The 10922-nt window shown below is 71.5% G+C and carries 10 protein-coding genes and 3 pseudogenes; 6 read left to right on the forward strand and 7 right to left on the reverse strand.

What is annotated here, in order from left to right:
* Window positions 1–53: 53 nt before the first annotated feature.
* Both ABTZ89_RS28355 and ABTZ89_RS28360 read right to left on the reverse strand, forming a co-directional pair.
* A complete protein-coding gene (locus ABTZ89_RS28355; RefSeq protein WP_351050301.1) occupies window positions 54–1226 on the reverse strand; it encodes an acyl-CoA dehydrogenase family protein in 1173 nt (390 codons plus the stop codon).
* A gap of 12 nt (window positions 1227–1238) precedes the next feature.
* On the reverse strand, window positions 1239–1955 hold the full coding sequence (locus tag ABTZ89_RS28360) for a methyltransferase domain-containing protein (RefSeq protein WP_351050273.1): 717 nt from the start codon (window positions 1953–1955) through the stop codon (window positions 1239–1241).
* 27 nt (window positions 1956–1982) lie between these two features.
* On the opposite strand from ABTZ89_RS28360, the gene ABTZ89_RS28365 reads away from it, so the two are divergent.
* Window positions 1983–2798, forward strand: a complete 816-nt coding sequence (locus ABTZ89_RS28365; RefSeq protein ID WP_351050276.1) for a UbiA family prenyltransferase — start codon at window positions 1983–1985, stop codon at window positions 2796–2798.
* A 2-nt stretch (window positions 2799–2800) separates the two neighbouring features.
* Here ABTZ89_RS28365 and ABTZ89_RS28370 read toward each other — a convergent pair whose 3' ends face one another.
* Both ABTZ89_RS28370 and ABTZ89_RS28375 read right to left on the reverse strand, forming a co-directional pair.
* The gene (locus ABTZ89_RS28370; RefSeq protein ID WP_351050280.1) at window positions 2801–3445 is read right to left on the reverse strand and encodes a class F sortase; all 645 of its coding nucleotides are present in this window, start codon (window positions 3443–3445) and stop codon (window positions 2801–2803) included.
* Between the two features lie 10 nt (window positions 3446–3455).
* The gene (locus ABTZ89_RS28375; protein ID WP_351050283.1) at window positions 3456–3842 is read right to left on the reverse strand and encodes a hypothetical protein; all 387 of its coding nucleotides are present in this window, start codon (window positions 3840–3842) and stop codon (window positions 3456–3458) included.
* 191 nt (window positions 3843–4033) lie between these two features.
* Here ABTZ89_RS28375 and ABTZ89_RS28380 point away from each other — a divergent pair, with 191 nt between their 5' ends.
* The 3 genes from ABTZ89_RS28380 to ABTZ89_RS28390 all read left to right on the forward strand — a co-directional run bounded on the left by ABTZ89_RS28380 (window position 4034) and on the right by ABTZ89_RS28390 (window position 7376).
* Window positions 4034–4738 (forward strand): response regulator, encoded by a 705-nt coding sequence (locus ABTZ89_RS28380; RefSeq protein ID WP_351050286.1) that lies wholly within the window; start codon window positions 4034–4036, stop codon window positions 4736–4738.
* Window positions 4722–6617 (forward strand): sensor histidine kinase, encoded by a 1896-nt coding sequence (locus ABTZ89_RS28385; RefSeq protein ID WP_351050289.1) that lies wholly within the window; start codon window positions 4722–4724, stop codon window positions 6615–6617. Before ABTZ89_RS28380 ends, ABTZ89_RS28385 begins: the two co-directional genes overlap by 17 nt.
* 138 nt (window positions 6618–6755) lie before the next feature.
* The gene (locus ABTZ89_RS28390; RefSeq protein ID WP_351050292.1) at window positions 6756–7376 is read left to right on the forward strand and encodes a dioxygenase family protein; all 621 of its coding nucleotides are present in this window, start codon (window positions 6756–6758) and stop codon (window positions 7374–7376) included.
* A gap of 87 nt (window positions 7377–7463) precedes the next feature.
* Here the strand turns inward: ABTZ89_RS28390 and ABTZ89_RS28395 are convergent, their stop codons facing one another.
* Window positions 7464–8483: a ferrochelatase gene (locus ABTZ89_RS28395; protein WP_351050295.1), complete on the reverse strand. Its 1020-nt coding sequence runs from the start codon at window positions 8481–8483 to the stop codon at window positions 7464–7466.
* Between the two features lie 22 nt (window positions 8484–8505).
* Window positions 8506–8820, reverse strand: a pseudogene (locus ABTZ89_RS28400) (enoyl-CoA hydratase-related protein); the annotation flags it as partial.
* Between the two features lie 151 nt (window positions 8821–8971).
* On the opposite strand from ABTZ89_RS28400, the gene ABTZ89_RS28405 reads away from it, so the two are divergent.
* Both ABTZ89_RS28405 and ABTZ89_RS28410 read left to right on the forward strand, forming a co-directional pair.
* On the forward strand, window positions 8972–10147 hold the full coding sequence (locus ABTZ89_RS28405; RefSeq protein WP_351050298.1) for an acyl-CoA dehydrogenase family protein: 1176 nt from the start codon (window positions 8972–8974) through the stop codon (window positions 10145–10147).
* A 22-nt stretch (window positions 10148–10169) separates the two neighbouring features.
* Window positions 10170–10826: pseudogene (locus ABTZ89_RS28410) on the forward strand (SDR family oxidoreductase); the annotation flags it as partial.
* Window positions 10827–10832: 6 nt separating this feature from the next.
* Here ABTZ89_RS28410 and ABTZ89_RS28415 read toward each other — a convergent pair.
* Window positions 10833–10895 (reverse strand): annotated as a pseudogene (locus tag ABTZ89_RS28415) (GrpB family protein); the annotation flags it as partial.
* Window positions 10896–10922 lie beyond the last annotated feature (27 nt).

Below are 10922 nucleotides of genomic sequence, written 5' to 3' on the forward strand. Positions count from 1 at the left end.
TCGCTGCTCGGCGGAGTGCGGCAGCGCCGAGCCGAATCCGACGATCGCCGGGATCACCACCGCGGCGCTTCGGTGTCGTGGTCGGGATCGCCGCCGAGCGCGGCAACGCCGAGCCAGTCGGCGCAGACATCCGAAGTCGCCGGTTGCAGCGCGCCGCAACGGGCGTCGCGGTAGATGCGTTCGAGCGGATGTCCGCGCCTGGTCGCGGAGGCGCCGGCGGCTTCCAGCACCGAGGACGCCACCTGCGCGGCGATGTCGCCCGCGACCAGCTTCGCCCGCCACACCCAGCGGTTGGTCTCCGGTTCCCCAGGCTGATGCGCTACTCGCCGCGCAGCCTCCTGCACGACGGTTTCGGCCGCGGCCACCGCCGCATCGGCCCGCCCCATCCGGCTGCGCACCGAGGGAAGCTCGTGCAGACCGCGTTCACGCAGGTGCGCGCTTCCGATACGCAGTGCGGAGCGAGCGACGCCGACGTACACCGCGGCGTAGGAGGCGACCAGCCACTGCGGCATCACCTGCGCGACCAGCAACGTCAGGCCTTCCAGGCCGCCCAGCAGCGCGTCCGGGCCGACGGCGACGTCGAAGTGCACGTCGTGGCTGCCGGTGGCGCGCATGCCCAGCGAATCCCAGGTCGGGTCGATCCTGATGCCGTCCCCGGCCGGCACCAGGAAGTACGACACCCGCGGCTCGGCGCCGTCGACGTCCTTCGCGGTGACCAGGTAGGCGTCGGCGTGCCCGGCACCCGAGACGAACGCCTTCCGGCCGGTGATGCGGAATCCGCCGTCACCCCGCCGGTAACCGGTGGTGGTGCGCGACAACCGCGATCCGGTGCCGCGTTCGCTCATCGCCACCGCGTACAGCGCGCCGTCGGCGGCCTCGGACAGCAGCCGGTCGCGCGCGTCGAAGCAGCTCTCCGGAGCGCCCAGTTGTTCGAGCAGGTCGTCGGGCGTGTGCGCGAGCGCGCCGGTGACCGAGGCGTGCATGTTGAAGATCAGCGCCGTGGCACCAGCTCCGGTGGCCAGTTCGGACGCCACGTCGGCGTCGTCGGCGAACGAAGCGCCGAGTCCGCCCAGCTCCTCGGGAACCATGAGCCCGAGCAGCCCTCGATCGCGCAGGTCGGCGAAGTCCTCGCTCGGGAAAGCGCCTTCGGTGTCGTAGTGCTCGGCGCGCGCGGCGATGCGCGGTACGAGGTCGCGCACCACTTCCCGCGCGGAGGCAGCTGACATCGACAACGGCGCTCACCCCTTCTTCCAGCCGATGGCCTGGAACAGCACGGAAGTCACCCGGATGGGCACCAGGCGAACCGCGGTCCGCCGCCCGAGCGACCACGCCAGGAGGTCCGGCAGAGACGGTCGCAGGCCCCGCAACGCCAGGTCGACGCCGTGCCGGGCAGCTTCCCCTGCCAGCACGTCGCGGTCGACCAGCAGCGCCGGGTCGTGCACGCCGCGCGGCGCGACGGGCAAGTGCTCGGCGATGCCGATGGCCAGCACGCGGCACAGCGCGGTCGAAGCCAGCGTGTCCAGCACCAGCAGGCCGCCGGGTCGCAGGATCCGGCACGCTTCGGCTACCGCGGCGCGAAGGTCCGCGACGTGCTCCAGGATCTCCCCCGCCACAACGCAATCCGCGCACCCAGTGGGCAGCGGCACCTCCTGGACGTCCCCCATCACCGGCAGAACGCCGTGCTCAGCGGCCTGCCGCAGTGCGCTCGGCGACCGGTCCACCCCGATGTGCCGGTAGCCCTTGTCCGCCACGTGCGGCGCCAACAGCCCGGCGCCGCACCCCAGATCGACCAGGACCGCGTCCGTCCGCGATGCGGTGGGCACGAGCGCCGCGCGGGCGGCGGCCAGCCAGTGCAGCATCGCGAACACACCCTGCGGCTGCCACCACTGATCCGCGCAGGTCTCGTAGAGCTGCGGATCGTTGCGCAGCGCGGTCCGCGTCCCGCTGCGTGCCATGCGCTCCAGGCTGGCACACTCGGCCAGGTGCGGCACTTCGCAACCGCCTCCGCGCTGCTCCGCGCCGCGCACCCGCTGCCAGCGCTGGCGGTCACCGCGATCACCGCCGGACTGGCCGCGGCGGTGGGCAACAGACCGCTCGGCGTGCTGGGCGTGGTCGCCGCGGTGCTGTCCGGGCAGTTGTCCGTCGGATGGCTCAACGACCTGGTCGACGCCGATCGCGATGCACAGGTGGGGCGGTCCGGCAAACCGGTGGCCTCCGGTGCGGTTTCCCGTCGCGCGGTGCGGCTCGCCGTTGTCGTCTCTGCTCCCATCGCAGTGGTGTTGTCGCTTCCGTTCGGTGCTGCGGCGACCGCTGCGCACCTGGTGGCGTTGGGGTCGGCGTGGGCTTACGACCTGGGGGTGAAGTCGACGGCGTTCTCGGTGCTGCCCTACGCCGTCTCGTTCGGGCTCCTCCCTGCGTTCGTGACGTTGGGAATCGGGGCGGCACCGCCGGTGTGGTTGGTGCTCGCCGCGGCGTTGCTGGGTTCGGCAGCGCATTTCGTGAACGTGCTGCCCGACCTCGCCGACGACGCCGCCACCGGGGTGTGCGGCCTCCCCCACCGGCTCGGTGCGGCGAAAAGCACTGCGGTTGCGGCAGTTCTGGTGTTCACCACTGCCGCGCTGCTCGTGCTCGGGTCGGTCGGGTTCCCCGCCGGGCTGCTGGTGCTCGTGCTGGCCGTGGTGTTGCTCAGCGCCGGGCTCGTGCTGGGACGTCGTCCGGGATCGCGCGCCGCGTTCCACGCCGTCGTCCTGGTGGCCCTGCTCGACGTCGTGGTCCTGCTGGGCAGCGGGATCTCATAGCACTATCCACCTTGGACGGCGCCGACGAAGGTGGCGAAGGCGATGATGTTGTCCCGGTAGCTCCGCGCACTGCGGTCGAACGAGCCGCCGCAGGTGATCAGCCGGAGCTGGGGGTCGGTCGTGTCGCCGTAGACCTCGTCGCGCGGGAATCCGCTCTTCGGCTCCTGCGCCATGCGGTGCACGACGAACCGGGCGACCTGCCCGTCCTCCCGGCCGATCCGGACCTCGTCACCAGGTCGCAACTCGTCCAACCGGGCGAAGATGCCGTCCTGACCGTCGCCGTTGACGTGCCCCAGCACCACCGCGGGCCCGACCTCGCCGGGGGTGGGGCTGTAGCGGTACCACCCGGCTTGCATCGGTTCGTGCACCGACGGGGTTTCGACCGTCCGATCGGGGTTGAGCCCCATCGGGAGCAGCGAGGACCGCGCGCCGATCCGGGGGATCTCGATCCAGGTCGGCGGCGCGGGCGACAGCGCGGACGCGGCCTGCACCTGCTGGGCCGGAGCGGCGGTTCTGAGGTCCAGGGGCTGGTCGGCTGCAGAGCATCCGGACAGCGCGAAGGAGAGCGCGGCAACGATGCAGACCGGGGCGGCCGCGACCGCGCGGCCACCCCGGATCCCCACCCGCGCTCGGTGAGGCACGGTCATCCCAGGCGCCTCAGTTCGCGCCCGCACGACGGCGACGCAGCACCAGCGCGGTGCCGCCGCCCGCGACGGCGATCGCCGCTGCCCCACCGAGAGCTGCCGGGGCGAAGCCGGATTCCTCCGGGCCACCACCGGTTTCCGGCGCGCCGGTCGGCACCTGGGAGACCTGCCCGCGCTTCTCCGTCGCCTCCGGCTGCGGTTCCGCGGGGCGGCTCTGCTCCGGTGCCGGCGCGGCTTCCTTCGGCGGCTGGCCCGGCTCGCCCTGCTCCGGCTCCGCGGCAGGCTTGCTCTCCTCCACCGCGGCCGGCTTCGACTCGTCCGCCCAGCTGACCGTCGCGGCCAGCGGCAGCGCCGCGGTTCCGAGCAGTGCGGCAGCGGCGACCGTACGACCGAGCTTCATCTGATTGCGTCCTCTCCGTTGGTTTCGGTCCGGGGAGTCCCGGACGAGGACCAGCATGGTCAGGACTTTTCAAGATCCCGTCTGCACGATGTGAAGAACCTGTTCGGATTCCGCCGGGCCGAATGTGAAGATCCGGTTCAGATGCGCGCCTTCGGCTCCGAAGCGCGCTGGCGGCAGCGATAATGCGCCGTGTGAGCGCACACGTGCTGGTCGCCGAGGACGACCCGAAGCAGGCCGAGCTGATCCGGCGCTACCTGGAACGCGATGACCACCAGGTGGTGCTGGTCGCCGACGGCCGAGCGGCGATCGACGAAGCCCGGCGGCGCAAACCCGATCTCGTCGTGCTCGACGTGATGATGCCCAAGGTGGACGGTCTGGACGTGTGCCGCGTCCTGCGCGCCGAATCGGACGTTCCGATCGTGCTCCTGACTGCGCGGACCACTGAGGACGACGTGCTGCTCGGACTCGACCTCGGCGCCGACGACTACATCACCAAGCCCTACAGCCCCCGCCAGCTGGCCGCCCGCGTGCGCGCGATCCTGCGGCGGGTGCGGCGCGTCCAGGACCGCGGCTTCCAGCCGTTGCGCGTCGGCGAGCTGGTCGTGGACCAGCAGCGCCATGAGGTGACGCTGCACGGCGACAAGCTCGACTGCACGCCCGCGGAGTTCCAGATGCTGGCCGTGCTGGCCGCCGAACCCGGCCGCGCCTTCACCCGCGGCCAGCTGCTCAGCCAGGCGTTCGGCGTGGACAAGTTCATCACCGAGCGCACCGTGGACGTGCACGTGATGAACCTGCGCCGCAAGCTCGAACCGGATCCGCGCCGCCCGGTCCGGCTGCTCACCGTCTACGGCGTCGGTTACAAGCTGCAGGACTGCCCCGATGTCGCGTCGGCATAGCCTGCTGGCCCGGCTGCTGACGATGTCGGTGGTGGTGGCCGGGTGTTCGATCGGGGCGACCGCGTGGCTGGCCGCGCAGAGCACCAGCGGGGCGATCAACCAGGAGATCGGCGAGAGCCTGGCCACCGACGCCAAGATCTACGACGCGCTGCTCGGCTACGCCGCCGCCCACCCGCAGTGGACCGGCGTGCAGGACGTGGTGGCCGACCTGTCCGAGCGCACCGGTCGCCGCATCACCCTGACCACGGCGGCGCGTGCTCCGCTCGCCGATTCCGGGGATCCGCACGACACGCCGCTGCCGCAGACCCCGTCGGCCGTGGTCGATCCGCTCTCCGTCGACCCGGTGCTCAAGCCCGGCGCGTCGGATTCGGGCATCGATCCGCGCGCCGTGGGCCCGTACCAGCTGACCGCCGCCGAGCGGGGCGAACTGGCCGACGCCGCGCAGCGGCAGGTCAGCTGCCTGCAGCGGATCGGCGCGGACGGCCGGATCGTCGAGCTGCCCAACGGGCGTTCGACGGTCGAGATCACCTCCGACGGGCAGCAGGGCGTGCTCAAGTCGGCGGTTCCGGAGCAGGAGCCGAACGCCGAACCCGCCGAAGCGGCACCGGAGAAGAGGCCGAACGCCGTGCCGGAGACGTCGTCCCGCGCTGCTGCTCCGGGCGATCTGTGCGCACCCCCGCCGCTCATCACCGAGACCGAGCGCAGGGCCAACACCGAGCTGTTGACCCTGGTCAACGCCTGCCTGGCCAGGCAGGGCGTGGTTCAGCTGCCCACCGAGGCCGCCGAAGCCACCTGGCCGAACGGCCTGCGCACCGCACCGGAGAACCAGCACTGCGTGGACGCCGGCCGCCGGGAGCAGCTCGGCGGCTACGTCTCACCGGCCGCTCAGCTGTTCATCACCAAACCGGGCGGGGACCAGACGGCGACCGATCTGTCCACTGTGGGCATCTCGCGGATCGCCTGGACGGCGCTGGCGGTGCTGGTGGTCACCGTCGGGCTGACCGCGATGGCCGCCAGCCGTCTGGTCCGCCCGATCGACGCGATCACCGCGGCGGCACGGCGGATGGGCAGCGGCGACCGCTCCGCGCGGGTGCGGACCAGCGCGCGCGGCGAGATCGGCGAGCTGGCCGCGACGTTCAACGCGATGTCCGAGCAGATCGAACGCACCGAGCAGCAGCGCAAGACGATGGTCAGCGACATCGCGCACGAACTGCGCACCCCGCTGGTGAACGTGCGCGGCTGGCTGGAGGCGACGCAGGACGGAGTGGCCACTCTGGACGAACCCCTGGTCGCCTCGCTGCTGGAGGAAACGCTGCTGCTGCAGCACCTCGTCGACGACCTGCAGGACCTCGCGCTCGCCGACGCCGGGAACCTGCACGTCCACCCCGAACCGGTGCACCTCGGCGCACTCCTGGAACAGGTCGCCGCCGCGCACCGCAGTCGCGCCGAAGCCGACGGCGTCGAGCTGACCGCGAACGTCGACGGCGATCCGGACCTGTCCGCCGACCCGACCCGGTTGCGCCAAGCGCTGGGCAACCTGGTGTCCAACGCGTTGCGCCACACCCCTGCCGGCGGCCGCGTCGAGGTGCGGGCCCGGCGAGTGGCCGACGAGGTGCTCATCGAGGTCGGCGACACCGGGATCGGCATCGACGCCGAGGCGCTGCCGCACGTCTTCGACCGCTTCTGGCGGGCGGAGAAGTCGCGCGGCCGGCGCGGCGGCGGCAGCGGCCTGGGGCTGGCCATCACGCACCACCTCGTCGACGTGCACGGCGGTCGCATTGAGGTCCGCAGCACCGTCGGGGTCGGCACGACGTTCACCATCCACCTCCCCGCAACTCAGTCCACAGTGGACAGATCCGATCGGGGCATCAATCCCTAGCCTGAACAGCGCATTCCGCTACCTCGTAGCACTTTTCGTCTACACCTGTACCAACTTTCCGCTGTCGCCGGGACGAGCCCTCCCGCGTGCAATGGTCCACACCATTTCGCGACATTTCCCCCGAAAGGCGGCTCGCTCATGACCGAGGAAGAACGGCGGATCCGCCGGGCCACGTTCCTCAAAGCCGGCCTGGCCACCGCGATCACCCTGCCCGCGGTGGCCAGCGAGGTGGTCCGCGCACCCCGCGCCACCGCCGGACCGCTCACCCCCACCCCGACCTGCGACGACGGGGACGACCCGACTCCCCCGCAGATCGAGGGCCCGTACTTCAAGCCGAACTCCCCCGAACGCGGCGACCTCCGCGAACCCGGCCTGCCCGGCACGCTGCTGAGCATCTCCGGCTTCGTCTACAGCCGCTCGTGCAGCCCGCTGCAGGCCGTGCTGCTGGACTTCTGGCAGGCCGACGACTACGGCGAGTACGACAACACCGGCTTCCGCTTGCGCGGCCACCAGTTCACCGACGCCCAGGGCCGCTACCAGCTGGACACCATCGTCCCCGGCCTCTACCCGGGCCGGACCCGCCACGTCCACGTCAAGGTCCAGGCGCCCAACCAGCCGGTCCTGACCACCCAGCTGTACTTCCCCGGCGAACCCGGCAACGACTCGGACGCCATCTTCGACCCGGCCCTGCTGATGGACGTCCAGGACGGACCCGACGGTCGGACCGCGACCTTCGACTTCGTCCTCGACCTCCCCTGAGCACCTGGCGCCTGCTCGCCGGCTGAAACCCCGGGAAGGAGGAGGCTCCCCCGACCGACGTCGATCGGGGGAGCCTTCGAGTTCTGATCAGCAGCCGGGGGCGCAGAACTCGCCGTTGGTGGTGGAGCCCGCCGCCGGGAGCTCCGAGAGCTTGCGCTGCTGCGCACCGTCGGTGTGCTCGGCGATGAGCTCGACGATCAGCTTCGCGAACCTCGGGTCCGGGCCGGCCGTCGCCGCGCGGGCGAAGCCCATGCCCAGTTCCGCCGCCTTGTCCTTCGCCTCGTTGTCCAGGTCCCAGATGACCTCGAGGTGATCCGAGACGAAACCGATCGGGCTGACCACGACCGCCTGGACGCCCTTGGCGTGCAGGTCCTCGAGGTGGTCGCAGATGTCGGGCTCCAGCCACGGCACCTGCGGCGGGCCGGACCGGGACTGCCACACCACGTCGTAGCCGTCCGCACCGACCGCCTCGGCCACCAGCCGCGCGGACTCGGCGACCTGGCGGGAGTACCACCGAGGTTGGCCGTCCGGGCCCTCCTGCTCGTCGGCCCGCAGCGGGATGGAGTGCGCGGTGAACACCAGTCGCGCCTGCTCGCGCTGAGCCGGGTCGAGCTCCTCGAACGCCCGGCGCACCGCGTCGGCGTTGGCCTCGATGAACAGCGGGTGGTCGAAGAACTGCCGCAGCTTCACCAGATCCGGGGCCCGCTCGCCGACCGCTTCCCGCGCCCGGACGATGTCCTCGTGGTACTGCTTGCACCCCGAGTAGCCGCCCCACGCCGAAGTGGCGAACACCAGCGCGTTGCGCACGCCGTCGTCGGCCATCTTCGCGACGGTGTCCTCGACCATCGGGTGCCAGTTGCGGTTGCCGAAGTACACCGGCAGATCACGGCCCTGCGCGGCCAGTTCGGCCTCGAGCGCGGCGATGATCTCCTTGTTGAGCCGGTTGATCGGCGACACCCCGCCGAAGTGGTGGTAGTGCTCGGCGACCTCGTCGAGGCGTTCCGGCGGGACTCCCCTGCCTCTGGTCACGTTCTCCAGGAACGGCCGGACCTCCTCCGGTCCCTCCGGTCCTCCGAACGACAGGAACAGCAACGCGTCAAAGCTCACCCGACCATGATGGCTGCGCCGAATCCTGCTCGCGGGCGAAGCGCGACTCGCCGCCGGTGTGCCGGGTGTGGTCCCACCACAGGCCCGCGCGGCGCGGGTAGCTGACGTCGATGTCGCGCTCGGGGGAGCCGATGTCGTGCCCGGCGGAGAAGTGCTTGCCGGCTCCGGCCAGCACGATCACCTTGACCTCGTCGTCCTCGCAGGCCCGGTAGAAGGCGTCGTCGAGGGCGTAGGTCATCACGGAGTTCTGCGCGTTGCGGTAGTCGGGCCGGTTCATCGTCACGACGGCCACCTGATCGCGGCGTTCGTAGGTGACGACCGCTTGCTCTGCTCCCATCGGCGCTCCTCGCTCGGCGTTGCGGTTGCGGCAGGTCGAAGATAGCCGAACAAGCAAGTGCTTGGTAGAGTGCGATTCGCGGCTCCGGTAGTGCGAGGAGCGCGGATTCCGCGCGAGACCACCGTGCGGCCGCGTCGAGCGAGGAGGGTGCGTGGACCTCACCGACAACACTGAAGAGGCGGCTTTCCGCCGCGAGGTCCGGGAGTGGCTCGGCGAGCACCTCACCGGCGAGTTCGCCGCTGCTCGCGGACTGGGCGGACCTGGTCGCGAGCACGAGGGCTTCGACGTGCGGCTGGCGTGGGACCGCCTGCTGGCCGAGCACGGCTGGACGTGCCTGGGCTGGCCGCGCGAGTTCGGCGGCCGCGAGGCGACCGTGCAGCAGCAGGTGATCTTCCACGAGGAGTACGCGCAGGCCAACGCTCCGGTGCGGGTCGGCCACATCGGTGAAGAGCTGCTCGGTCCGACGCTGATGGCCTTCGGCAGCCCCGAGCAGCAGCGGCGGTTCCTGCCCGAGATCGTCGGCGCCCGCGAGCTGTGGTGCCAGGGCTACTCCGAGCCGGGCGCCGGATCGGACCTGGCCGGGGTCGCCACGACCGCGCGCCTCGAAGGCGACCAGTGGGTGATCAACGGCCAGAAGGTGTGGACGTCGATGGCGCACGTGGCCGACTGGTGCTTCGTGCTGGCGCGCACCGATCCCGAGCAGCAGCGCCACCGCGGCTTGTCCTACCTGCTGGTGCCGATGGACCAGCCGGGAGTGCGGGTGCGGCCGATCGAGCAGCTGACCGGGACGTCGGAGTTCAACGAGGTGTTCTTCGACGACGCGCGCACCGATGCCGCCAACGTGGTCGGCGAGGTCGGGTCCGGCTGGCAGGTCGCGATGGGCACGCTCGGGTTCGAGCGCGGCATCGGCACCGTCGACCAGCAGGTGACCTTCCGCCGCGAACTGGGCGGGATCATCGAGCTGGCCAGGGAGAACGGTGCCATCGAGGATCCGCTGCTGCGCGACCGGATCGCCCGGGCCCAGGTCGACCTGGAAGCACTGCGCTGCACGGTGCTGCGGACCCTGGGCTCCGACGGCCCGCCGGGTGCGGAGGCCTCGGTGGTGAAGCTGCTGTGGTCGACCTTCCACCGCGACCTGGGCGAGCTGGCGATGGACGTGGCCGGTGCCGGAGGTCTGCTGGCCTCGGGCCGGCCCTACGACCTCGACACCTGGCAGCGGCTGTTCCTGTTCACCCGCGCCGACACGATCTACGGCGGCTCCAACGAGATTCAGCGCAACATCATCGCCGAGCGCGTCCTGGGCCTCCCGCGGGAGAGCCGACCGTGAACGCGCCAGAAGGAGGCCTGGCATGACCGCACCGCCGCCCGCCCACGGGCTGCTCACCGGCAAGACCGCGGTGGTCACCGCCGCGGCGGGCACCGGGATCGGATCCGCTGTGGCGCGTCGAATGCTCGAGGAAGGCGCGCAGGTGCTGATCAGCGACCGGCACGAGCGCCGGCTGGAGGAGACCCGCGCCGAGCTCGCGCAGCTGCCCGGCGCGAAGATCATCGCCGTGCCCTGCGACGTCACCGACGAAGCGCAGGTGCAGCGGATGTTCGACACCGCGACCAGCTCGTTCGGGCAGGTCGACGTGGTGGTGAACAACGCCGGGCTCGGCGGCACCGCGGCCATCCAGGACATGACCGACGAGCAGTGGAACAAGGTCCTCGACGTCACGCTCAACGGGACCTTCCGCTGCACCCGAGCGGCGGTGCGGCTGTTCCAGGAGCAGGGCAACGCCGGGGTGGTGGTCAACAACGCCTCGGTGGTCGGCTGGCGCGCGCAGGCCGGTCAGGCGCACTACGCGGCGGCGAAGGCCGGCGTGATGGCGCTGACCCGCTGCGCGGCGCTGGACGCGGCGCCGCTGGGGGTTCGCATCAACGCCGTCGCGCCGAGCCTGGTGATGCACGAGAACCTGGCGAAGGTGACCTCCGAGGAGCTGCTGACCGAGCTCACCGGCCGCGAGGTGGAGGTCGAGGATGTCCTTGGCGGGCAGGCCTGGGACCGAGGTCGAGCCGACGTGGTCGACGCGCACGGCCTTGTCCCCCGCAGCCCGCTCGAC

It is taken from the genome of Saccharopolyspora sp. NPDC002686, assembly GCF_040295745.1.
GTDB classification, from domain to species: domain Bacteria; phylum Actinomycetota; class Actinomycetes; order Mycobacteriales; family Pseudonocardiaceae; genus Saccharopolyspora; species Saccharopolyspora oryzae.

Bases quoted from the DNA above. Each gene is read 5' to 3' on its own strand.
- ABTZ89_RS28375 (WP_351050283.1), bottom strand. From the start codon at position 3,842: ATGAAGCTCGGTCGTACGGTCGCCGCTGCCGCACTGCTCGGAACCGCG.
- ABTZ89_RS28355 (WP_351050301.1), bottom strand. From the start codon at position 1,226: ATGTCAGCTGCCTCCGCGCGGGAAGTGGTGCGCGACCTCGTACCGCGC.
- ABTZ89_RS28390 (WP_351050292.1), top strand. From the start codon at position 6,756: ATGACCGAGGAAGAACGGCGGATCCGCCGGGCCACGTTCCTCAAAGCC.
- ABTZ89_RS28360 (WP_351050273.1), bottom strand. From the start codon at position 1,955: ATGGCACGCAGCGGGACGCGGACCGCGCTGCGCAACGATCCGCAGCTC.
- ABTZ89_RS28370 (WP_351050280.1), bottom strand. From the start codon at position 3,445: ATGACCGTGCCTCACCGAGCGCGGGTGGGGATCCGGGGTGGCCGCGCG.
- ABTZ89_RS28385 (WP_351050289.1), top strand. From the start codon at position 4,722: ATGTCGCGTCGGCATAGCCTGCTGGCCCGGCTGCTGACGATGTCGGTG.